The sequence below is a fragment of the Fervidicoccaceae archaeon genome, from assembly GCA_038734945.1.
GTDB lineage: Archaea > Thermoproteota > Thermoprotei_A > Sulfolobales > Fervidicoccaceae > ARK-14.
The window spans coordinates 515,943-536,354 of record JAVYOA010000009.1 but is presented as its reverse complement, the minus strand read 5'-3'; the positions used below and the strand labels follow the sequence as shown (position 1 = coordinate 536,354).

The window sequence follows — 20,412 nt, the reverse complement described above, 5'->3', positions numbered from 1 at the left end:
AATGCAATCGGGGGCTAGAGTATGAGTAGTAGAATTTCCACACTTCGAATAGATGTAGATGATGTAGTGAACTGCTTTAAGCAAAGAGTTAGAACAGCTAGAAACGAGGAGGAAGACAGGTTTCTCAAGATTGAGGTGATTACTAGCTAAAGAGATTTCATAGAATTTAGTATTGTAACAGTTGAAAAGTGTGTTAAAGCGAGAAGTACTCTGCGGGATCCATGGAGCGTCAAAGACCTTAGCCTAGAAACAATATGTCATATTTCAACTCACGCAAAAACCATGAAACACCAACACACTGGAACAGAGCTTCCTAAGCTAAATTTCCTGAGTTCAAGTTCTCACGAGCTCAGTTTTCCTATAATAAAAATTTATCTTGATGACTACCAATAAGCTATTTTGAGTGGGAAATCCTCTAGCATGGAATAACAGAGAGTGGAGGTAATGAATACTAGGCTAATTCAGATTGTTGCCCTTCTAATTATTACAATAGTTCTTGTGGATGCTGTTATACTCCTCGTCTCCTATAACAGCAACAGGAGCACTGACTTATCTCAGCTCTTGGAGAGATATCAGTCTCTCCTTGGGAACTATACAAGCCTTAATCAGTCATTCATTGAGAGCCTCAATGTTATTCAGCAGCTTAGGGCAGCCCTCTTCAACATTAATTCCACATATATGTCAGCAATGCTCTCATGCAACTCCACAATTGCCAATTTGACCCAGCGGATCTCCCAGCTTGAGAGCGAGAACAGTGCGCTGAGGAGCAATCTCAGCAGTTTTCTGCAGGTTAGCAACGAGCTGAACACTACAAAGGAGATGCTTCTATCCCTCAGTGCTAACTTCACGGCCCTTTCCGATGCATATAGGTCTTTAAATCAATCTTACCAGCAACTCCTGGACAGCTATGAGAAGCTGAGCATCAATTCCTCAAAGCTTGCAGAGAGCATGAGCTCCATAGATTCAAATCTTGCCTCCATTTCAAACATGACCAAACTGAGGGGAAGCTTAACGCCATACTCAAGCATGTTCATAGATTACAATTCCCCTGCTATTGCACAAGCAGTTTACAGCATTTTTGGAAACAGCAGGGAGAATCCATATGTTGCTATGTACAAAATTTACAATTATATTAAGCAAACAATTTTATATAACTTTGACACTCCCTATTTAGTTGTAAGCTACAATTCTTCGAGCTCCTCTTTTTCCTATCAGGAGCTTCCCTTCTATCTAAGGAGCGGGACGGAAACTCTCTCTCTGGGAATAGGAGATTCGAAAAATGAGGCCATTCTTTTCGCCTCAATGCTTGAGAACTTCTACTTGACATACTATGGTTCCGCACCTCAAATCTATGTTGTTATATTGAACGGGACAGGTCTGCATGGAAGTCGCTATTACGGCTTTCTTCTAGTCCTGTATGGAAATGGCAAGGCATCGCTGTTGGATCCGGGAGGAGCCCAGCTCCTTGGACAGGACTTCACGGAGCTAGTTCAGGCCGAGCCCACGAGCATTTATTCAGCTGTTACATCCTACATATCTAGGATAAACGGATCACTTGGTAGCTGGAGCAGCGTGCTAGGAATGATAGGAGTCAATAAAGTCTATTTCCTGAACAACACTGATATCACCAGCTTTGTGAGCTTCCTTTACAGCATAGGAGGATAGAGAAGCAAATGAAAAAGCTGCTATCTATGCTTCATCCTCAAGCAGCTTGATCTGCATCATTCCGCTTGAAAGGCCGAAAACATGCCTTATTATGAGTGAAGTTGCTCTGGGAGGAAGTATGCCGTACTCTGTTATGAAGCCAGTAATCAGCTCCGGCGGCGTGAAATCGAAAGCAGGATTCCTTATTCTCAAGTTATCCACGTGCAGCAGCTCGCTGCCTTCCCCCACAACTTCTGAGGCTTCCCTTTCCTCAATGATCACCTGACCTCCTGCCATAGATGCTGGGCTGAACTTTATTGACTCACTTGCACTGTAGAACTCTATCTCTGCCTCCTTGGCAGCTAGAGCCAACAGGCTGGTGCCGATCTTGTTGATAAGGTGTCCATCGCTAGTAACCGTATCTGCTCCTACTATAACCATGTCTGCTCTCGAGATATGGTACCTCATGCTAGAATCGGGAACATGGGTAACGGGGATCCCCTCCTTAGCAAGAAGCGAGGCAGTGATTCTCCCCTGAAACTTCGGCCTGGTCTCTGTATTGATCACCTCGAAACTTTTTCCATCTCTCCAAGCTGTTACTAGCGTGCTTACTACAGCTGTGCTGTGACAGTGAGTCATTATCACGCTTCCATCTCTTATTAGCTTGGAGCCATATTTTGCCAACCTAGCTTGAGCTGATTTCATCTGCGAAATGAACTCATCTGCTGTCCTTATTATTGCATCTCTCTGAGAGCCTGGATCCTTTGGCATTCTGTTTAGGATGTAGAAAACTGCATTGGGAAGTGAGACTGCAGTCGGTCTGGTGCGGAGCAGAAGCCTAGCTATTTCTCTCATATATTCGGCAAAGGCAGCGCTGCTTCCTTCATAGCTCTGAGCAGCGAGCTTCATTGCCTCAGCTGCTGCTAAAGCAATGGCCCCAGCCCCTCTTATCCTCATCTCTCTTATATCATCTGCTATTTTGCTAACTGCTGATGGGATCAATTCAGCGCACCTTTCATGAAATTTTCTTCAGCTCATTAAGAAGATCCCTTATATCGGGAAGATTTCCAAGCCATCCTCCATATACTTCCCAAAGCAGAATTGGCACGCCCTCAGGAGAAGTTATTCCCATCTCAGTAACTATTACATCTATGTACTCTGGAGGAGTCACATCCATCTGTGGAACACTGAGGCGAATTTTATCCGAAGAAAGCATTTCATTTGGAATTTCGAGCAAAGAGGGGCTGGCAAAGGGAACTTTTATTCTATCTCCCAGAAGCGTCTCAAAGCTGAACTTATAGGTTCCAGAGAGGACTATTACCCTCGTTCTTCTCTTGTATGCTGAAAGAGCTATCTGGCTTGATCCAACCTTGTTCACAAGAGCTCCATGCGCTGTTATTGCTTCAGCCCCCAGCAGAACAAAATCGATGTTCCCCATATAGTAGTTAACAGCTGAATCTACTATCAGGTTTGTCCTGATCCCCATAGTTGCCAAAAGCCTGGCAGTGTAGACACCCTCGCTCCCAGGTCTGGACTCTGTAACATATACTTCCTTTATTTTCCCAAGCTTGTTGGCCTTTTCAATGGTTCTTATAGCACTAGTGCTATAGCTGTGTGTGAGCAATATTGAGTCCTCGGGAAGCCATCTAGCCCCGATTTCGCTCAGCTTCTCCACGGACTCTATCGTTTTCTTCCTCACCTCATCGATCTTACCGTAGAATTCTTTTTTGAATTCATCAATGCTTCTTCCTGAGCTGTGCTGCTCAACTGCGTACTTGAGAAGCTGCCTAAGCGTATTTATTAGAAGGGCTGAAGTAGGTCTCTTCTCGAGAGCCTCCGTGCTCAGTCTGAAGAGCCTTCCCGAAAAGTCTCTCCAGCTCTCTGCATCCTTCAGATCGCTCTCTATCTTCTCGAGAATAGACAGAGCTCCCTCAGTAGCACCATGCTTGGCATACAGCTCCATTTCAAACACCATCCTCTGCATTGTTAATTATAAATGCTCGATTACTTTTTCTATTGACAAGGTATCTTTTTAAGATTTTTCATTGTAAAAATGGGAATTCCTTAAGGAAAGAGGGATCCATCCAGCGAAGGCATAGAGGAGAACCAATATTTCCAGAACCGTGAAGAAAAGAGATAGTTGGCCATACGGAGAAAAGGCTAGGATTAGGGGGATGCCCATTCTGAGCTGCCATGCAGTTCCCTTTGTTTCCCTGGGCTCTCCTTTTCCGAATCTTCTGAAATAGGAAATGGGAAGGGCGCTCAGTGCAGCCATTGCCAACAGAAGGTAGGGGGGAGGAATAAAGCCGCTCAGGTACCCAGCAATTATAACAAAAGTGTGAGCAAAAAGGGGAAGACCGAGAAATTTGTCCTTGGAGGGCACTTTCCTTATCAATCTCCAGAAGCTCACTGTTATTATAAGGCAGGCATAGAGCTGGGATAGGAAGGACCAAGACTGCGATTGCACGTAAATTAGTGATGGCACAATGATTTGATATATCCTATCGGTAACTCTGTCTAGCAGTTCACCCTCCTCGCTCATGGAGTTCAGCTTTCTAGCTAGAAGGCCGTCAAGAACATCCAGGGCTAAAGAAATGAAAATCAGCCTGATTGCTAGCACATTGTCTCCTCTGAATGATAGAAGCAATGCGTAAGATGCTACGAATGTGTTCAGAACTGTTATTGTATTGGGAACTTGGGATTTTTTGAGCATATAAACCACAAAAAAAACTATGCGAGACTTCTATCCACTTCTCCGAACTCAATTTCACTTGCTTCCAGGCTTTCGGCAATATATTCGAAGGCTTCCTTCGGTCTCGTGTGGGCTCCGCAGCTGTAAACATCCACTGTAGCAAAACCAAATTCTGGCCACGTGTGTATAGTTATGTGGCTCTCAAGTATAACCGCTACAACTGTTACACCAAAACCTATTTTCCATGACTTTATGTCAAGCAGGGTCATATTGCCGATTCGAGTGGCCTCCTTCACTATGGATGTCAGCTTCATCTCATCCATCAGCGTATCTTTATTGCAGCCCTTCAAATTTCCATAGAAGTGCCTTCCATATACTAGCTCCTTTCTGTTTTCCTCCTCATCTATTCTCCTCAAGAGCTGTATTCTCTCCATAGCTAAAACACCGGGTATAAATGCAAAAAAAGAAAATTTAAATATAACCCCCTTTGAAAGGTCTCAAACCGAATATTTAATATAATATATTGAAGCTCTATGGTAATACGGTGATATTCGTGACCAGCGATGAAGAAATCCAGAAAATGCTCAGCATGGCGAAGAAGATTATAGAAAATTCTTATTCTCCTTACTCTAAATTCAGGGTGGCAGCTGTGGTTCTGACTGAATCGGGAAAAATGTATGGAGGGGTAAACGTTGAAAATGTTAGCTACGGGCTGACAATGTGTGCAGAGAGAGTTGCTGTCTTCAAGGCTGTTTCAGAAGGAGAGAGAAAGATCAGGGCAGTTCTGGTATATGCAGAGGGAAAGGAGCTCCCCTATCCCTGCGGTGCATGCAGGCAGGTGATTGCTGAGTTTGGCATTGAATCGGAAATAATCGTTGCCAACAGTGCTGGAAGGCTCGAGAGATTCAAGCTTCAGGATCTTTTGCCCAGAGCATTTCTATCATTCGAGAGGAGGGAAGCTTGAAGCTTTGCTTCCCGCGCTGAATAGAGAGTGCGAGGATCACGACATAGTTATCGGAAGAAATTTTGAAATAGGACAGGCTATAGGCTACTTTCATCCTAGAGGAGGATGCTATGTTCTAGAGAAGTATTTATTATCAAGAAAGGGATATTGGGAGAAAAGCGGTGTTGCCTATAGAAGAATTTTCAAAAGCTATGAACCTGTTGTTGTTAAGCTCTCACCAAGGAAAGCATTTGATCCCATGCTGCACTCCATATTTCCCATAATGGACTATACGGAAATAAGAAAATTGTTGAAGCCGGAGGATGGAATGAGGAGAGTTCTTAAAAGAGCTGCAGATGAGCTGGAACTAACGGCTCTAAGACTGTATGATGCTTTGAGAGAGATAGGAGTAAGCAGTAGTGCTATAGGAGTAACTGGAAGTATCTTGGCAGGTATCCATAGCATAAGCATAAGCGACATTGACATGACTGTGAGGGGCTGCAGAAACGTGCAGGCACTTATGGAGGCCTCCCCAATTCTGTCTTTTGAGAGAAAAGAGCTGGATCTATGGGCACAGAGGAATTCGGAGAGGCTTTCTCTATCCAAGGATCTTTTAAAGGACATGTACGATGAGAGGAGGAGAGGCGTCTTTGAGGGAAAAAGGGTTTCGCTCATATTGCTGTCTTCCAGAGAAGAGGTAGGAAACTATCAAGTAATTGAGGGGAAAAGTGTGGGAAGTGCAGCTATATTGGCTGAGCTTCAGCCCTCATCCTGCTATTCTTACCTCTATCCCAGCATTCACGAGATAAGAATATTGAGGAAAATAGAGGGTGCATCAGAAATTGAAGATGGGATGAGGGGAAGGGTGATTTCCTATGAAGGTCTCTATACAAATGCCATGAACAGAGGAGGGAAAGCAATTGTGAGGGGGAAAGCCTTTTTATCGGAGAGGGAGAAAATGGTAGATTTAATTGTTGGAATAAGAGAGGAAGAAACATTTGTAAAGAGAGTAATGGGGTGAAAAATGCTTGAGAGCTTTTTTACCGATATTTACAGTCCTACTAATATTTCTCATTCCAGTTTCAGCAGTGGCTTCATCTCCTGTAATATTTCACTACGACTATCTAGTATCCATTAATCTACCTGCTTTAGCAGTCAGCTCGGGAGGAGGAGGAGTAGTTACCAATCTTACAGTAACTGTTGCCTATCCAGGCAGCGGTCAGGTCTACTTCTCTTCGGATCCCGTCACTCAGCTTGATACCCAATCCTCGGCCAGGATTGCAGTTCTCGTGGCAGCATCCCTTCTTGGGATAGACTACAGAAAGTATGATTACTTCTTCTCCATGAAGTCCCCCAGCCTGATAATAGGAGGGCCCAGCGCAAGCGCTGTAATGACTGTTGGGGTTGTAGCTGCTATTCTTCGGGCAAATATCAATAGCACGGTGGCCATGACCGGAATGATAAATCCGGATGGAACAATAGGACCTGTAGGAGGTCTGTCCGATAAACTCCAGGCTGCAGCTTCTGCTGGATACAAGACTTTTCTTGTACCTGTAGGGCAGCTTATTGAAACAGAGCAGCAGATCGTTTCACAGTCCACTCCATTTGGTACTATATACAGGACAGTAACGAGGACTGTGAATCTTTCTCAGCTGGGTGAGAACCTAGGAGTGAAGGTTGTTCAAGTTACTACTTTGAGGGATGCTCTTTCTTATTTCCTCGAGAATGTGTCTCTTCCACCACAAACTCCCTCGAATGCAACATACACTTTGGAGCAGAAGCAAATATTCAGCGATTGGAGAAATAGTTTGCTCAAAATTTACAATCAAAGTGTAGGGGAGCTGGCAGAGCTCAGCAACAAATATGCTTCTTCCATAGACCAGAGCATAGTCCAAAGCTATTTGAATCAGAGCTCGCTTTACATTCAGAGCTCAAACAACCTGTGGAGTGCTGGAGAATACTACAGTTCGCTTAGCTCTCTATACATGGCAGATATAGCCATAAATGCAGCAATAATATATGTGAAAACAACTGTGGATCCAAATCTAATACAAACTTACATCAATTCAGTTAACAGCACTCTCTCTTCACTGAAAGAAAGAATATACAACTTGAGTGTAAATACATTTTCCCAGCTCGAAAGCTATTTAGTTGCTATGGATAGGTTGGATAATGCGCAGTCCGCCCTAAGCGCTGCTGCTCAAAGCATCTACAGAGTGTATGACTATTCCTCAGGAAAATGGAGAGTAGTCCTCACGGATCCCCTTGACTTAGCTGTAGCAAATCTCTCGCAGTTCACGATTCAGAACTGGATTTCCTATGGCGACTTGCCTTCTCCTCCTGTTAGCGGAGAATATTTGAAAAATATTGCTGATTATTATCTTCAGTACGCCAAGTCTGTGCTGACATACTATCAGTCGTTGGCCTCAGAGGTGAACGTTTCCACAGACCTACAAACGCTGAATTCAATGTTCAATAATGCTTACAATACTTATTATTCTGGAAGCTATCCTGCCTCTCTATACTATTCTGTTGCTACTGTCAGCAGAGCAACTCTCGATACCCATCTCCTCTTCAACACTGACCTCTTGAGCATAGTTCGTGCAGAGCTAGCTAACATAAACAGCACATTGGGAAGGGTGGGCTATGTCAGCGCAATTGTTCTAGGATACAGTGAGCAAGCAAATAACTATTTGAAAAACTATCTCTCCACAAATAACACCAACTATCTTTACAGCGCGCTCACTCTAGCTCTACAAGCTGGAATCTATGAAACACTTCTCACTTTGGGGCAGATATATGGTGGAAGCACACAGGTTCAGCCCATATCAACTTTCACAACTCAGCCCACACAAACAACTACAACAACAACACCCAGCAACTTCACACCAACGAGTTCTCCATCAGGCTCTTCGCCTGTTTCTGGAGACGGATATTTGTTCATTATACTTGTCATAACACTGTTCTTCATTGCAGTAGCTCTCTATCTAACCAGGAAGAGAGCTGGCAATGAGAATGTTGAGAAGGCTGCTGAAACTAGCTGAATATGGATTTTTTTATGTTTTCGGATATAACACTCCTTATTTTCACGAAGAAGATCAGGATCAATCCAGCCGGAATTAAGTTCACCATCAGATATGTGATTCTCCATAGAGCAGAGGTATAAGCGCTCAATGACAGGGAAAGAGCATATTCGAAGAAGCCGCTTCCTCCTGGTGTTGGAAAGACCTGCATTGTATAGCTTGAAGAATATGCAATTGCCCCATGGATTAGCTGAAAGAGCATTCCTGAGGAATCAGATGTAAATGAGAGGAAGCTTGCGGAGTACAGCAGGAGAGTGAGTATGGTTATGAGGAATGATGAAATGCTTATTTCAGGGTCCAATCCGCTCTTCGTGAATTCTGCAAATTCTGCATAGCGGCTTAGTATTTTCCTTGAAGCGCCCACTATTCTATCACCCATTCTCCTCTCCAAATAAGAAAATACTCTGCGAAATATGGAATCTCTGAAGACGAAGCCAGCAAAAATAAATGTCCAGAGGCCAAGGATGAAGAAAGAGGAGAGCAATATCAGAATTGAGCTAGGAAGCTTGTATAGCGAGAAGCCTGCTGCTACTATTGCTATCAAAGTTGAATCGTAGAAAGTCTCAAGAACTCCAGCTGCCATTATTCCCTCCATGGGGGTCCCCTCAAGCATTGCCAGGCTCATGACCCTTCCTGGCTCGGAGGCAAAGCTCGATGGAGTAACAATTCCCATGAAGTTTCCAACAAATCGCGATATCAGAATGTTCTTGAATTTTACTCTATAACCTATTTTTCTAAAAATTATGAGTGAGCGAATTGATTTCACTATCTCTGCCACAAGCATAAATGCTGCGGATATGAATATTCCCAGCAAGTTGTTCCTCATTGCCTGTAGAATATTGATCTCCAGTATCTCCAGATATGCTGCATATATTGCTGCAACTATTAGTAAGCTAACCGCTACCAGTAGCCATGGATTCAATTTCATTATGCGGACTACCTCATCTGCGTTAAACTATTTATTTTCTCTGTTCTTATTCATTCTACTGGTGACAGGTGTTCATCTTGACATCGTTAGCTCCAGAGGTAATTAATGCTTATCTCAAAGCAGGTAAAATAGCCAGCGAGGTGAAGAGGAGGGCCAGAGGGCTGGTGAGAAAAGGAGTGAGCCTTTTTTCCCTGGCCCAGGAAATAGAGGGCATCATCAGAGAGCTTGGCGGATCCCTAGCCTTTCCAGTGAATCTAAGCATTGGCTCAATTGCTGCGCACTACTCTCCCCTACTCGACAGCAAGGAAGTTCTGGAGGCGGGGGGAATTCTGAAAATTGATATTGGTGTGCACGTCAACGGCTATATAGCAGATACTGCTATAAGCATTGATCTCGATGGAGAGAATGAGGATCTAATCAAGGCTGCTCAAGAGGCTGTTGAGAGGGTTAGGGAAATACTGCATCCTGGAGTGAAGCTATCTTTGATAGGAGAAACAATAGAGAGGGTAATCAGGAGCTATGGAGCTACTCCCATAAGAAACCTCACGGGTCATGGGCTGGAGAGATTCAAGCTGCACACGGGGCTTAGCATTCCAAACGTTTCATCTTTTGGAATTAGAGGAAGCATAAATTCCAACTCTGCAGTAGCTATCGAACCTTTTTCCACCAAGGGGAAAGGCTACGTAGTTGATGGAAAAGTTATAGGGATCTACTCATTGAAGAGCGTTCCTCCAAAAAAGCTGAAGAGCATCAGCAATGAATCGAGGAGCATATATGAGAGAATTTACCAGGAGAGAGAGGAGCTGCCCTTTTCTGAGAGATGGTATGCATCGGAGCAGAACTTTCATATCTTCAGAAACGCAGTTTCTGAGTTGTTGAGAAATGGAGCTGCCCAGCAGTATCCAGTTCTGATCGAGATAAGCGGTTCTCAGGTCGCTCAAGCAGAGGAGAGCTTTCTAATTTTGGACAAGGAAGTGATAACCTATACGTCAGAGAAGTGAATCTATTGGTCCTCTCCCCACATTGAAAATATTCTCAGATTACCTAAGATGTACAATGTCTCCTGCATAGATTCTCACCTTCTCACCACTGTCCAGCTGAAGAATGAGAGAGCCATCTGAAGCGATGTCAACAGCTATCCCTTCCTTAGCATCGTCTGGCTTGAAAATGGCTTTCACTCTCCTTCCCAATGTCATGGACATTGCTTTCCATTGGAGAATAATTTCCTGGGTCCTCTTAGCCTTCAGATTCTCATATTTCTGGCTGAATAGATAGAGAGATCTTCCCAATAGGGGAATAATTGGTACTTCCCTCCCTACAATGTTCTTAAGGGAGGCTGCCTCTTGCTTCAAAAAGGGTTCTATATCATTGTTAACGTTTATTCCCACGCCAGCAATTGCATAAGCAAAACCATCAGGATCCACCTTTGCTTCAACCAGAATGCCTCCAACTTTCCTTTCTGCTATCATTATATCATTGGGCCATTTAAGCTTGGGCGACACTCCAAGCACTTCCTCTATCCCCTGGGCAAAGGAAACTCCAAGCGCTAGTGAAATTAGATGTATACCCTCGATGAAGCCTGGCTTCAGAATGAGGGAGAGCCATAGTCCTCCTCGATTCGCGATCCACCTTCTCCCAAGCCTGCCTCTTGCGCTCTTTATTTCTCCACAAATCACGAAGCTTCCTTCCTCAGCACCTCTTCTTGCCATATCCTCTGCAAGGTCCTGTGAGCTGTCGCATGAATCGAGGAGCACAGCCCTGTATTGAAGAGAAGCCCTCATTTTTCCAAGGAAATTATTTAGGAACAATAGCAATTCATTGGAGGGGACAGAGTAGCCCTCATCATCCGCATTGATGAAAAAGCCGTTTTCATTTAGCTCCTTAACCCTTCGGCTCACTGTAGCTCTAGATATCCCGAGCTCTCTAGACAAGGCCTCCCCCGATAGTTTGCCCCTTTCTAGGAGCAGTTTGAAAATCTCAATGTTTGTCCTCGATAGCTTGCTCATCTTTTGCTCGACCTGCCTCTTCAAATAATTTAGGAAAAAGGGATGCTGCCGCCTCCATTGAAAAGATTGCACTATTGAGGAGGTTGAAGAGCAGAGCCCTTGAGAATTGCAACAGTCCTCCTGCCCTCACTCTCAGACTTCTCTCGAATTGATTATTTATTTTTTCAAGTTCATAGAGCTCAGCCATGAGCCAGCTGCCCTCATATATCAGCTTAATTGACATTGCAGTAGACAGTGCGATTTCCCTCGACAATCTTGAAAGCCCTCTGATTGTTCTTGGTATATCTGAGAGCTTTATATAGAAAATGGAAAATGAGCTCAGAGCAAGCAATCTGAAAAAGTTCAAATACAAATAGGAAATCTCAATGCTTTTTAGCGCGAACAGCTGAATCGATGAACCCAAAAGAACATAGACAAATGAGGGGAAAAGTGTTGCTATGAGAGTTGCAGATATAGAAGCACCAGAGAGCAGCGGAAGAATCAATGATGAGGAAGAAACGATGATCAGCCATTTTAATGGAAGGAGAAAAATTGCTATGGAATAGATGATGCTGGCTGATAGCATAAAGATCGGATCCACTCTTCTTCTCCTGCTTGGGGAGAAGAGAGAATCAACAATGCTGTGCATTTATCTCACCAGAAAGCTCTCCATGTATATTTTCCTGTCAGAAATGGAGACAAGCCTTGGATCGTGGGTTGCCATAAGAACTGTTCCTCCAGAGCTCCTGAATGATTCCAAGTACTCGATTACTGCTTCGAATAGGCACCTGTCTAGTCCCAAGGATGGCTCATCTATGATCAATATATCTGGTTCGGCAAGTATTGATGAAGCAATTGAGAGAGCCCTGGACTGCCCAATGCTTAGAGAAAATGGGAGCAGCTGAGAGAGCTCATGGAGATTGAAGGCCTGCAGAATTTTTTCCTCCATACCTCCATTTTCCCAATTTTTTCTTTTCCATCTTCTTATCTCTCCAATCACTGTTGACTCTGCAAAGGGATAAAGAGGAGACTCTGCTATGTAGAAAACCCTTCCGCTTGTTATAACTTCATTTTTTGCATTTCTGGAGGAAGCAATCGCGATTTCCCTCAGCAAGCTGCTCTTTCCCGAACCGTTCGGACCAAGAAGAGCTGCTATTTCCCCCTCTCCAACCTCAAACTCTATTCCTCTCGCAATGATCTTGTTTCCCTTTTTCAAGGAAAAATCTCTCAAAGCTATTTTCCCGCCCTTTTTCTTGTTCATCCATGAGGATAGGTCTGGCCTATTGCAGCTAACTTGTGGGCTTCCAAGCTCAATTTTCCTATCAGCTCCGATTGTTGAGCCCTCCACTCTGTGGTCAGAGATAAGAGCAATTGACCTTTCCTCTCTGCTTTTTTCCTTAACAATGCTTAGAATTCTGCTCAGTGTTTCTGAGTCAAGAAAGGCGGAGGGCTCATCCAGCATTATGACTTTCTTCTTGGCAGCAAATGAGATCTCAGCTATGAGCCTGTACTGCTCTCCAGCAGAGAGATTCCTAATTGGAATGAGCAGCTTTTCTTCTGGAAAGGAGATCTCTTTCCAATTAATGCCATGATACTCAAGTTCTTCTAGAGCATTCCTGCCAATGAAGAAGCTCCTGGAGTCCTGTGGAGCATAGGAAATAAATCCTCTCTTTAGAGCATTTTCAGGATTCAAACCAAAAACAGATATTTTTCCTGACACATCGAATCCGCTGTATACGCTGTAAAGTATTCCTCCTATCGCCTTCATGAGCGTAGATTTTCCGCTTCCAGTCGGTCCGCTGATAACTACTAGCTCTCCCTGACTAGCTTCAAAATTTATGTTCTCGAGTATTTTCCTTCTCTTCGCTGATATTGATAGTTCTCTTGCCTCTATTCCATTTATTCCCATTCAATACCCCTCTCATGCAGAAAGCGATCGATCTCCTTCGCCAGCGCTATTCCAATAGTTTGATCCATCAGAACATCCTGGGGGAGAAAAATGAGAACTGAGGCAGCAAAGATCATGAGGTATATGTTTTCTGATGAGAAACCAATGCTTGATGCCACATTGGAGCTCCAGAGATAGAGGGAAGAGCTAGGAACAGCATATCTGAGGAAAACGAGATATCCCAGTAAGTATGTTGGAATAAATGAAAGCACTGAGATCAGAAGGAGAGCTGCTGCCTCTCTCTTTCCTATGCTTCTCAGAGGGATCTTCTTCCTTTTTAAATAGGCCCTTGAAAGCATTGACATGAGAGGAGCAGAAATAGCGAACCCCCAAATATATCCTGAAGTATATCCTATGAGAACGGAAATCCCTCCTCTCATTCCTGAAGCAAGTGGCAGTCCAATAGCTATGAGGGAGATATAAATGAGGACGCTCATTAATGCATCCAACGGCGGAAGAAGGAGGGAAGCTATTGTGATTCCCATATTCTGCATTGTATATGGCACAGGTCCCAGGTTGAATTTTATTTGGGCAGAAAGAGCTATCAGCGCAACTGAAAGAGAGAGGATTGAAGCTCTTGGTAGGAATGAGCGCATGAGTTTCACCGAAATCGTTTCAAAGTAATGCATTTTTCTTAGCTGAAAATCAGCAAAAAAATCATATTTTAAGGGTTATTAAATGAAACGATTTCAGATGAGAATGGAAAGGAGACCTTTCTGCAAATGCAATCTGTTCTCAGCCTGCTGCCATACAATGCTCCTGCTTGATTCAAAGACATCCCTGGAAACTTCCTCTCCCTTGTGAGCAGGCAGACAGTGCATGAATACTGCTTTCTCGTTTGCCAGAGAAAAGAGTTCGCTGTTGACTTGATAGGGTGCCAGAATGCTTTTTCTTCTACTGGCCTCTTCTTCCTTCCCCATGCTGACCCAAGTATCCGTATATACGACATCTGCTCCATCGACAGCCTCTCTAGGGTCGTTAGTAATGAAGAACTCCAGATCCTTATCATCAGCTATTTCCGAGGCAATTTTTACATAGCTCTCTAGCGGGCTCAGCTCGTCTGGGGTGGCTATTCTGAAATTTGCTCCAAGCTTGAGAGAGGAAATCATGAGGCTGTTCAGAACATTATCTCTTCCATCTCCAACAAAGGATATTGTTATGTTCTCCAATTTTCCAAAGACTTCCTCGATAGTCATCATATCGGATAGAGCCTGCACTGGATGCTCTAGATCGCTCAGCGCATTTATGACTGGGATCTCTGCATATTTTGCCAGCTCCTCTAGACTTTCCTGTCCGTAGACTCTTGCCACGATCCCGTCCCCATATCTGGAGAGAACGCGGGCAGTATCAGATATTTCCTCACCCCTTCCAAGCTGAAGCTCATTCCATCCAGAATAAATTGCCTCTCCTCCCAGCTGCTTCATGGCAATTTCAAAGCTGAGTCTTGTTCTCGTGCTAGGTTTCTGAAATATGAGGAAGAGAACTTTGTTTCTCAGAAGGTTAACCCTTCTCTTTCCCATGTAGTATAACCTCTTCAGCTCGCGGGCAGTATCGATTACATATCTCATTTCCAGCTCGGTGAAATCATTTATAGAAAGAAAATCTCTACCCTTCAATTTCCTGGGATCCATCTATTTCTCCTCCTTGCCTTTTTCCTTTTATCTATTGCATGCTCAAAATATATATTAGGTGTGGGATATTGGAAGTTAGGCAGAAATTCCGCAGTGGAAGTCAAGAAGTCATCTATGAGTCCAAGGATATAGTAGTGATGGTCACTCCTCATGAGGATAAGCTCTCGGAGATTATATTGAACATAATTAAAAGTAGGGGCCAGGTAACCATAAAGGAGATCCATTCAGAGCTGAAAACTATGGCCAGCGAGGAGAAAATTAGAAAGATTGTAAATTCGCTGAGAAAGGCCAAGATAGTGAATTCATCAAAGGGGAAATATTTTATTCTCTCAGCTAGGGAGGAAGGATCACAATCCTATTAACAAGCTCAGCTCCTTCTTCCAAATCTTTTATAACGTAATCTGCCCCCATTCTTTTGAAATATTCTGGGGACTTGCAGCCATTCGTAATGCCCACTGCCAAGCAGCCATTCTTCTTAGCTGCTATTATATCATCTGCATAGTCGCCGAACATTATGCATTTGTATTCCTTCTTTTCAGAGAGGAGCTTTCTAACTTCCTCTGTCTTGTCAAATGGATGCTCTCCTCCAGAGCCTTTAAGCGTCCTTATCTTCCCCGAGAATTTTTCTATGTTCAGAAAGCGGAGTTCCCTTTCTATATCCTGCGGCTCTACCCCTCTCCCAGTTATGATATAGGCCTCCATTCCCAATTTTTCAAGAACTTTCAGGAAATTTCCCAGCCCTGGCATGGGAGAGATCTCGCTTGGATGCATGGCTCTATATAACTGCTTGAATTCTTCCCAAAAACTGGGGGGGTAAGTTTTGTATTCATCTATTGTATTTTTGCAGAACATCTCTCTGAATTCATCAATACTTACTTCCTCCCCGAAGTACTTCCTGAGAAGATCGTTGTAAACTCTATAGAATATTTTCAGGCTGTCAACTATGGTCATATCGTAGTCGAGAATAGCAATCCACTCACTCATTATTTTTCTCCTCTTCCCCTCCATTTAAACCAATTGAATACATGATCATTAGCTTCTCTCTCTTGCTCATGAGGCGCGAGATCAATGTGTAATATCTAAAAAGTCAACAGGAAGGCTTCTACCCTTTGATGCGTACTCATCATACTTCGATGACAGGAAGTCCATGAAGACCTGGCAGGTATCATATTTCCCATCCCTATCGCAGTCCTCCCCGAGCTTAATAAAGCACTGCTGAGTTTTTTTATCATAATATGGACAAAGCTTGTGATATGTCCTTGCTGAGCGAAGCATCTTTTGAATCCATTTATCTTTTTCCGTAGCCTGTGTTGGTTGCTGTGGCTCCTTAATACCCATTTTCGATCACCTTGACTCAATTCTCACATGAACGTCCAAGAGATCCTTCCAAATTTTAGAATATATTGTTTCATATCCTGTTTATTTAAGATCTCTTTTTTATAGTTGCACTTTCCATTCAGACTCCATTTTGCATCCTGGAAGCCTTCGGTGCGAATAGCTACTGGAGCATATAGAGTCCTTCATGGCATACAAATCAAAGACAATGACTTCAAGGGAAGACAAGCAATAGATATCCAGGTTTAGGATCATCAATGCCCGAAATAAGCGGAAATACGAATGCATATAATGTGAGCTGAGAATGATAGGAGCTAAAAGCTACCATAAACCTGTACCTTCAGATGAAAAGGTTTTCTCGAGCGAAAAGGCTTTTTAATTGGCTAAAGAGGGCTTGGAGCTGATTCACCTTGAGGAAAGAGGGTGTCTGAAGAAAGCTCTATGAGCTCGTGATGAGTTCTAGATTGGCGCAACCCAAGAGCTATGCAGGTATATTTGAAAAAATAGCTCAAAACCCAGAGTTTATTAACATTACAATAAATTTCAGAGAGTAAGGGAAAGTTGATATGCGCAAGGCTGAGATCCCAAGAGGCTTTAGAGATTTCCCCCCAGAGCTGATGAGGGCAAGGTTGAAGGTTATAGATAGAGTTAGGAAAATATTTGAGGTTGCTGGTTTTCCCCCAATGGATACCCCATCATTAGAATATTGGGAGACACTAGCAGGCAAATATGGACCAGAGGCAGAGGAAAAGCTCGTATGGAGATTTAAGGATCCTTTCAGCGATAAGGAGTATGCTCTGAGATATGATTTGACTGTACCTTTGGCTCGCTTCATTTCCCAGCACCCAGAGATCCAGCTTCCGTTCAAGAGACACCAAATATCGCTAGTATGGAGACATGAAGAACCTCAGAGAGGCAGGTACAGAGAATTTCTGCAAGCTGATATAGATACTGTGGGCTCTCCCTATGTTGAAGCGGATGCAGAGATTATAAACACTATTTCAATGTGTCTTGAAAATCTAGGACTCAATGACTATCTTGTTAGAGTGAACCATCGAGGACTGCTGAGAGAGTTAGTTGAAAAGAAATTTGGTCAGCAATCTCTAACAATTCTTAGGACAATAGACAAGCTAGACAAAATCGGGGAAAATGGAGTTAGAAGCGAGCTGATTAGAATTGGTCTATCAAATGAGCAGATAGATGAGCTCTCATCCATGCTCGTTAAATCTAAATTGAATGAAGTTAGGGATGCTTTAAAAGATTTGGCAGGCGGAGAGCAAAGCAAGTATATAGAGGAGCTGGAGCAGCTTGGGTCTCTACTTTACTCTAAGGATAAGGCGATGTTTGATTTCAGCCTGGTGAGAGGACTGGATTACTATACTGGGATAATATTTGAAGTTGTGCTGACAGAAGGTAGTCCAGGATCGGTTTCTGGAGGAGGCAGGTACGACAACTTGATCTCAATGTTCAAGGGGGAGCCTCTCCCAGCTACTGGAGGAAGCCTGGGAATAGAGAGAATAATTGATGTAATGTTGGAGAGGAAGCTGATAAATCTGAGAGAAGCTATTAATGGGGCCTTCATTGTAGTTCTCGATGAATCCGTATACAGGGAAGCATGGAACTATGCTATGGAGCTGAGGAAAAGGGGGATAATTGTTGAGATGGATCTGCTTCGAAGGACTCCAGAAAAGCAGAAAAAGAGAATGAACGCAATGAACTATAAATACGCAATATATTTCGGCAAGAAGGAAGCTGAAAGTAGAGTGGTAACAATAGTAGATAGAGAGAGTGGGTCTAGAGCAGAGCTGGGAATTGGAGAGTCTATAAAAATGATGGAGTTGAAACTTAAGAATGAAGAGGCTGAGTGAAGCTAAGGAAGGAGAGGAAGTAAAGGTACTGGAAATAGTAGGTGGAAATGCTGTGCTCTCGAAGCTCCTTCGGCTGGGGGTAGTTCCAGGCACAGAAATGAGGATAGTTCGCAACTCGTATGGTCCAATTATAGCTGAGGTGAGGAAAATACAGGTTGCTTTTGGAAGAGGAATAGCAGAGAAAATAATAGTTGAGGAGATTGAAAAAAAGGAGAATAATACTTGAAAAAGATTCAGATTTAAAGCTTGAGATATCAGAGCAGCTTTTTGAACCATTCAATGTTTCTATCTCTTTCAGCATATAGCTCCTTTATTCTCTCTCTTCCAATGATGCTGAATCTTCCCTGAAGCTTCAAGTAATCCTCAATTGGTTTGAAGCCATTGTGCTCAATTAAATATTTGCTTGGATTCGAGAACTCAAGCTTCCCATCTCTATACTCATACAGAATCCACATCCCAGTTTCCACAGCAGCTTTTGCTACATCAACCGTGAGAGAAGCATCGAACCTCCACCCAACTGGGCAAGGAGAATGGAGCTGGATGAATCTGAACCCCTTTATTTTCAAAGCTCTAGTTAGCTTGTTATAGAAGTCGTGCGGATAAGCTATGCTTGCTGTAGCTACATATGGGACATTATGCGACATCATTATTTTCGCTACGTCCTTCTTCTGTTCTGTTTTTCCCAGGATCGGAGTTGTTGTGGTCCAGGCTCCTTCCGGAGTAGAACTGCTTCTCTGGATCCCCGTATTCATGTATGCTTCATTGTCGTACATTATATATATGATGTCTGAGTTTCTTTCAGCAGCACCACTGAGCGATGCCATCCCAATGTCTGCTGTACCTCCATCGCCTGCCCAAACTATGACGCTCATATCTTCCTTGTTTCTCTTGAGCAGTGCTTCTCTTATGCCTGAAGCTACTGAAGCGGCGCTGGCAAAAGGCACATGTACAACAGGCATGTTGAGAGATGACTTAGGTGCGCTTCCAACTACAACTGATGTGCAGCAGGCTGGAATAACCAGAATGGCCTTTCCATCGGTAGCACTGGAAACTACTTTCAATCCTATCGGTATTGGGCATCCCGGACACGCAGCATCTCCTGGTAAAACATATTTCTTATAGTTTCCCAAAATCTTTGGCTTTACCAGGCTAATATTTCATCACCTCTCCTGAGTGATACCATAGCTTGTGAGAAAGCTCTTTCCCCTCTTCAAAATCACTTATCAGCTTTCCAAGAACGTTTGCGAAGTCTTCAGCAGTTATATTCACTCCACCTAAACCTGCTATTACGTTAACAATTGTAGCCTTTTCCCTCGCATTTACAATAGCTGATGCTATGTCTTCGAATAGCTGCCCATATCCTCCAAAGCTAATGCTTCTGTCGAAAACAATGCCCATTCTGGCACTTGAGAGGGCCTGTTTTATCTCTTCAGAGGGGAACGGTCTGACATATCTGATTCTCACCAAACCCACATCAATACCTTGGTTTCTCAGGATGTCTACAGCTTCCATTGCATCTCCACTCCAAGCTCCCATAGTGAAAGCAACATACTTTGCATCTTCGCATCTGTAGCAACTTGTTAGTCCACCATATTTTCTACCAAACAATCTCCCATATTCTTCATCCACTTTTCTGATAATCTCCTTGGATCTCTCCATGGCAGCTTGTATGTCCATTTGCATCAGTTCTGTATCTTCCGGCGAAGTCAGATTTCCAACAGAGACAACGCTGTCTGCTACAGAATATGGTTGTCTTCTCTCTCCAAGAAACTTGGCAACATCCTCTTCAAATGGAAGCTCGACCGGCATAGCAGTTCCTCCCAATATGAAACCTTCTAGCCCAATCATCACCGGAAGATAGACGGAGGGATCTTCTCCAATTTTGAATGCCTGTATCACTAAATCGACAACTTCCTGATTATCCATTGCAAAAGACATGATCCAGCCAGCATCTCTCTGGTCAATGAAATCGGAATGGTCTGGCCATATATTCCATGGAGGACCTATTGTTCTTGTAACAACTGCCATAACTGTTGGTATTCTTGCCCTGCTGAACCAATGCACCCACTCATGCATGTAAAGAAGCCCGTGGCTTGAAGTTGCTGTGAAAGAGCGAGCTCCAGCTATTGCTGCTCCGTAAACAGCTGCCAATGCGCTGTGCTCGGATTCAACCTTGATTATACTAGCATCCAACTCACCCTTTTCCACAAATTCCGAGAGCTTCTCAACTATAGATGTTTGAGGGGTAATTGGATATGCTGATATTACTTTAACCCTGGATAGCTTAACTGCATAGGCTACAGCATGGTTCCCAGTTATTACCATCTTTTCCTTTTTCTTTTCTGACAAGAGCAT

Annotated in this window: 23 protein-coding genes; 9 read left to right on the top strand and 14 right to left on the bottom strand. The window is 43.5% G+C overall.

The window, feature by feature from the left end; genetic code table 11:
* Positions 1-21 precede the first annotated feature (21 nt).
* Both QXR92_07205 and QXR92_07200 read left to right on the top strand, forming a co-directional pair.
* Positions 22-150: a hypothetical protein gene (locus QXR92_07205; GenBank protein MEM0319786.1), complete on the top strand. Its 129-nt coding sequence runs from the start codon at positions 22-24 to the stop codon at positions 148-150.
* Positions 151-444: 294 nt separating this feature from the next.
* The gene (locus QXR92_07200) at positions 445-1,665 is read left to right on the top strand and encodes a hypothetical protein (protein ID MEM0319785.1); all 1,221 of its coding nucleotides are present in this window, start codon (positions 445-447) and stop codon (positions 1,663-1,665) included.
* 24 nt (positions 1,666-1,689) lie between these two features.
* Here QXR92_07200 and QXR92_07195 read toward each other — a convergent pair whose 3' ends face one another.
* The 4 genes from QXR92_07195 to speD all read right to left on the bottom strand — a co-directional run bounded on the left by QXR92_07195 (position 1,690) and on the right by speD (position 4,770).
* Positions 1,690-2,646, bottom strand: a complete 957-nt coding sequence (locus QXR92_07195; GenBank protein MEM0319784.1) for a ribose 1,5-bisphosphate isomerase — start codon at positions 2,644-2,646, stop codon at positions 1,690-1,692.
* Positions 2,647-2,659: 13 nt separating this feature from the next.
* Positions 2,660-3,607, bottom strand: coding sequence for a hypothetical protein (locus QXR92_07190; GenBank protein MEM0319783.1), 948 nt, complete (start codon positions 3,605-3,607; stop codon positions 2,660-2,662).
* 69 nt (positions 3,608-3,676) lie between these two features.
* On the bottom strand, positions 3,677-4,357 hold the full coding sequence (locus QXR92_07185; protein ID MEM0319782.1) for a CDP-alcohol phosphatidyltransferase family protein: 681 nt from the start codon (positions 4,355-4,357) through the stop codon (positions 3,677-3,679).
* Positions 4,358-4,374: 17 nt separating this feature from the next.
* Positions 4,375-4,770 carry an adenosylmethionine decarboxylase gene (gene speD / locus QXR92_07180; protein ID MEM0319781.1) on the bottom strand — a complete coding sequence of 132 codons (396 nt, stop codon included), beginning with the start codon at positions 4,768-4,770 and terminating at the stop codon, positions 4,375-4,377.
* Positions 4,771-4,889: 119 nt separating this feature from the next.
* Between speD and cdd the strand changes: the two genes are divergently transcribed.
* From cdd to QXR92_07165, 3 genes are read left to right on the top strand one after another with little or no spacing between them, the layout of a single operon-like run.
* The gene (cdd, locus tag QXR92_07175; protein ID MEM0319780.1) at positions 4,890-5,300 is read left to right on the top strand and encodes a cytidine deaminase; all 411 of its coding nucleotides are present in this window, start codon (positions 4,890-4,892) and stop codon (positions 5,298-5,300) included.
* Positions 5,301-5,304: 4 nt separating this feature from the next.
* On the top strand, positions 5,305-6,300 hold the full coding sequence (locus QXR92_07170) for a hypothetical protein (GenBank protein ID MEM0319779.1): 996 nt from the start codon (positions 5,305-5,307) through the stop codon (positions 6,298-6,300).
* A gap of 7 nt (positions 6,301-6,307) precedes the next feature.
* A complete protein-coding gene (locus QXR92_07165) occupies positions 6,308-8,323 on the top strand; it encodes a S16 family serine protease (GenBank protein MEM0319778.1) in 2,016 nt (671 codons plus the stop codon).
* Here QXR92_07165 and QXR92_07160 read toward each other — a convergent pair.
* A complete protein-coding gene (locus QXR92_07160) occupies positions 8,316-9,290 on the bottom strand; it encodes a flippase-like domain-containing protein (GenBank protein MEM0319777.1) in 975 nt (324 codons plus the stop codon). The two genes, QXR92_07165 and QXR92_07160, sit on opposite strands and share 8 nt — an antisense overlap.
* A gap of 77 nt (positions 9,291-9,367) precedes the next feature.
* On the opposite strand from QXR92_07160, the gene map reads away from it, so the two are divergent.
* Positions 9,368-10,291, top strand: coding sequence for a type II methionyl aminopeptidase (gene map / locus QXR92_07155; GenBank protein ID MEM0319776.1), 924 nt, complete (start codon positions 9,368-9,370; stop codon positions 10,289-10,291).
* Positions 10,292-10,330: 39 nt separating this feature from the next.
* Here the strand turns inward: map and QXR92_07150 are convergent, their stop codons facing one another.
* From QXR92_07150 to argF, 5 genes are all read right to left on the bottom strand, one after another.
* On the bottom strand, positions 10,331-11,296 hold the full coding sequence (locus QXR92_07150) for a biotin--[acetyl-CoA-carboxylase] ligase (GenBank protein ID MEM0319775.1): 966 nt from the start codon (positions 11,294-11,296) through the stop codon (positions 10,331-10,333).
* Positions 11,268-11,924, bottom strand: coding sequence for a hypothetical protein (locus tag QXR92_07145; protein MEM0319774.1), 657 nt, complete (start codon positions 11,922-11,924; stop codon positions 11,268-11,270). The genes QXR92_07150 and QXR92_07145 overlap by 29 nt, the downstream gene beginning before the upstream one ends.
* Positions 11,925-13,184 carry an ATP-binding cassette domain-containing protein gene (locus QXR92_07140; protein ID MEM0319773.1) on the bottom strand — a complete coding sequence of 420 codons (1,260 nt, stop codon included), beginning with the start codon at positions 13,182-13,184 and terminating at the stop codon, positions 11,925-11,927.
* The gene (locus QXR92_07135; protein ID MEM0319772.1) at positions 13,175-13,819 is read right to left on the bottom strand and encodes a biotin transporter BioY; all 645 of its coding nucleotides are present in this window, start codon (positions 13,817-13,819) and stop codon (positions 13,175-13,177) included. The genes QXR92_07140 and QXR92_07135 overlap by 10 nt, the downstream gene beginning before the upstream one ends.
* A gap of 93 nt (positions 13,820-13,912) precedes the next feature.
* Entirely contained in the window at positions 13,913-14,854 is a 942-nt protein-coding gene (gene argF / locus QXR92_07130) for an ornithine carbamoyltransferase (GenBank protein MEM0319771.1), read from the bottom strand.
* Between the two features lie 68 nt (positions 14,855-14,922).
* On the opposite strand from argF, the gene QXR92_07125 reads away from it, so the two are divergent.
* Complete coding sequence (locus QXR92_07125; GenBank protein ID MEM0319770.1) at positions 14,923-15,216, top strand: hypothetical protein; 294 nt, start codon at positions 14,923-14,925, stop codon at positions 15,214-15,216.
* Here the strand turns inward: QXR92_07125 and QXR92_07120 are convergent.
* Together QXR92_07120 and QXR92_07115 are read right to left on the bottom strand one after the other, a co-directional pair.
* The gene (locus tag QXR92_07120) at positions 15,188-15,838 is read right to left on the bottom strand and encodes an HAD hydrolase-like protein (GenBank protein MEM0319769.1); all 651 of its coding nucleotides are present in this window, start codon (positions 15,836-15,838) and stop codon (positions 15,188-15,190) included. The two genes, QXR92_07125 and QXR92_07120, sit on opposite strands and share 29 nt — an antisense overlap.
* Before the next feature lie 81 nt (positions 15,839-15,919).
* The gene (locus QXR92_07115) at positions 15,920-16,192 is read right to left on the bottom strand and encodes a hypothetical protein (protein ID MEM0319768.1); all 273 of its coding nucleotides are present in this window, start codon (positions 16,190-16,192) and stop codon (positions 15,920-15,922) included.
* Positions 16,193-16,755: 563 nt separating this feature from the next.
* On the opposite strand from QXR92_07115, the gene hisS reads away from it, so the two are divergent.
* Entirely contained in the window at positions 16,756-18,057 is a 1,302-nt protein-coding gene (gene hisS / locus QXR92_07110; protein ID MEM0319767.1) for a histidine--tRNA ligase, read from the top strand.
* Positions 18,041-18,283 carry a FeoA domain-containing protein gene (locus QXR92_07105; GenBank protein ID MEM0319766.1) on the top strand — a complete coding sequence of 81 codons (243 nt, stop codon included), beginning with the start codon at positions 18,041-18,043 and terminating at the stop codon, positions 18,281-18,283. Before hisS ends, QXR92_07105 begins: the two co-directional genes overlap by 17 nt.
* A 28-nt stretch (positions 18,284-18,311) precedes the next feature.
* On the opposite strand, the gene QXR92_07100 is transcribed toward QXR92_07105, so the two are convergent.
* Both QXR92_07100 and QXR92_07095 read right to left on the bottom strand, forming a co-directional pair.
* The gene (locus tag QXR92_07100; protein ID MEM0319765.1) at positions 18,312-19,187 is read right to left on the bottom strand and encodes a 3-methyl-2-oxobutanoate dehydrogenase subunit beta; all 876 of its coding nucleotides are present in this window, start codon (positions 19,185-19,187) and stop codon (positions 18,312-18,314) included.
* 19 nt (positions 19,188-19,206) lie between these two features.
* A complete protein-coding gene (locus QXR92_07095; GenBank protein ID MEM0319764.1) occupies positions 19,207-20,412 on the bottom strand; it encodes a pyruvate ferredoxin oxidoreductase in 1,206 nt (401 codons plus the stop codon).

Excerpts from the sequence above, each read along its gene's own strand:
- QXR92_07200 (MEM0319785.1), top strand. The coding sequence starts at position 445 with ATGAATACTAGGCTAATTCAGATTGTTGCCCTTCTAATTATTACAATA.
- QXR92_07115 (MEM0319768.1), bottom strand. The coding sequence starts at position 16,192 with ATGGGTATTAAGGAGCCACAGCAACCAACACAGGCTACGGAAAAAGAT.
- QXR92_07185 (MEM0319782.1), bottom strand. The coding sequence starts at position 4,357 with ATGCTCAAAAAATCCCAAGTTCCCAATACAATAACAGTTCTGAACACA.
- QXR92_07120 (MEM0319769.1), bottom strand. The coding sequence starts at position 15,838 with ATGAGTGAGTGGATTGCTATTCTCGACTACGATATGACCATAGTTGAC.
- speD (MEM0319781.1), bottom strand. The coding sequence starts at position 4,770 with ATGGAGAGAATACAGCTCTTGAGGAGAATAGATGAGGAGGAAAACAGA.
- QXR92_07140 (MEM0319773.1), bottom strand. The coding sequence starts at position 13,184 with ATGGGAATAAATGGAATAGAGGCAAGAGAACTATCAATATCAGCGAAG.
- QXR92_07160 (MEM0319777.1), bottom strand. The coding sequence starts at position 9,290 with ATGAAATTGAATCCATGGCTACTGGTAGCGGTTAGCTTACTAATAGTT.
- hisS (MEM0319767.1), top strand. The coding sequence starts at position 16,756 with ATGCGCAAGGCTGAGATCCCAAGAGGCTTTAGAGATTTCCCCCCAGAG.
- QXR92_07095 (MEM0319764.1), bottom strand. The coding sequence starts at position 20,412 with ATGCTCTTGTCAGAAAAGAAAAAGGAAAAGATGGTAATAACTGGGAAC.
- argF (MEM0319771.1), bottom strand. The coding sequence starts at position 14,854 with ATGGATCCCAGGAAATTGAAGGGTAGAGATTTTCTTTCTATAAATGAT.
- QXR92_07190 (MEM0319783.1), bottom strand. The coding sequence starts at position 3,607 with ATGGAGCTGTATGCCAAGCATGGTGCTACTGAGGGAGCTCTGTCTATT.
- QXR92_07105 (MEM0319766.1), top strand. The coding sequence starts at position 18,041 with ATGAAGAGGCTGAGTGAAGCTAAGGAAGGAGAGGAAGTAAAGGTACTG.
- QXR92_07135 (MEM0319772.1), bottom strand. The coding sequence starts at position 13,819 with ATGCGCTCATTCCTACCAAGAGCTTCAATCCTCTCTCTTTCAGTTGCG.
- QXR92_07145 (MEM0319774.1), bottom strand. The coding sequence starts at position 11,924 with ATGCACAGCATTGTTGATTCTCTCTTCTCCCCAAGCAGGAGAAGAAGA.
- QXR92_07150 (MEM0319775.1), bottom strand. The coding sequence starts at position 11,296 with ATGAGCAAGCTATCGAGGACAAACATTGAGATTTTCAAACTGCTCCTA.
- QXR92_07205 (MEM0319786.1), top strand. The coding sequence starts at position 22 with ATGAGTAGTAGAATTTCCACACTTCGAATAGATGTAGATGATGTAGTG.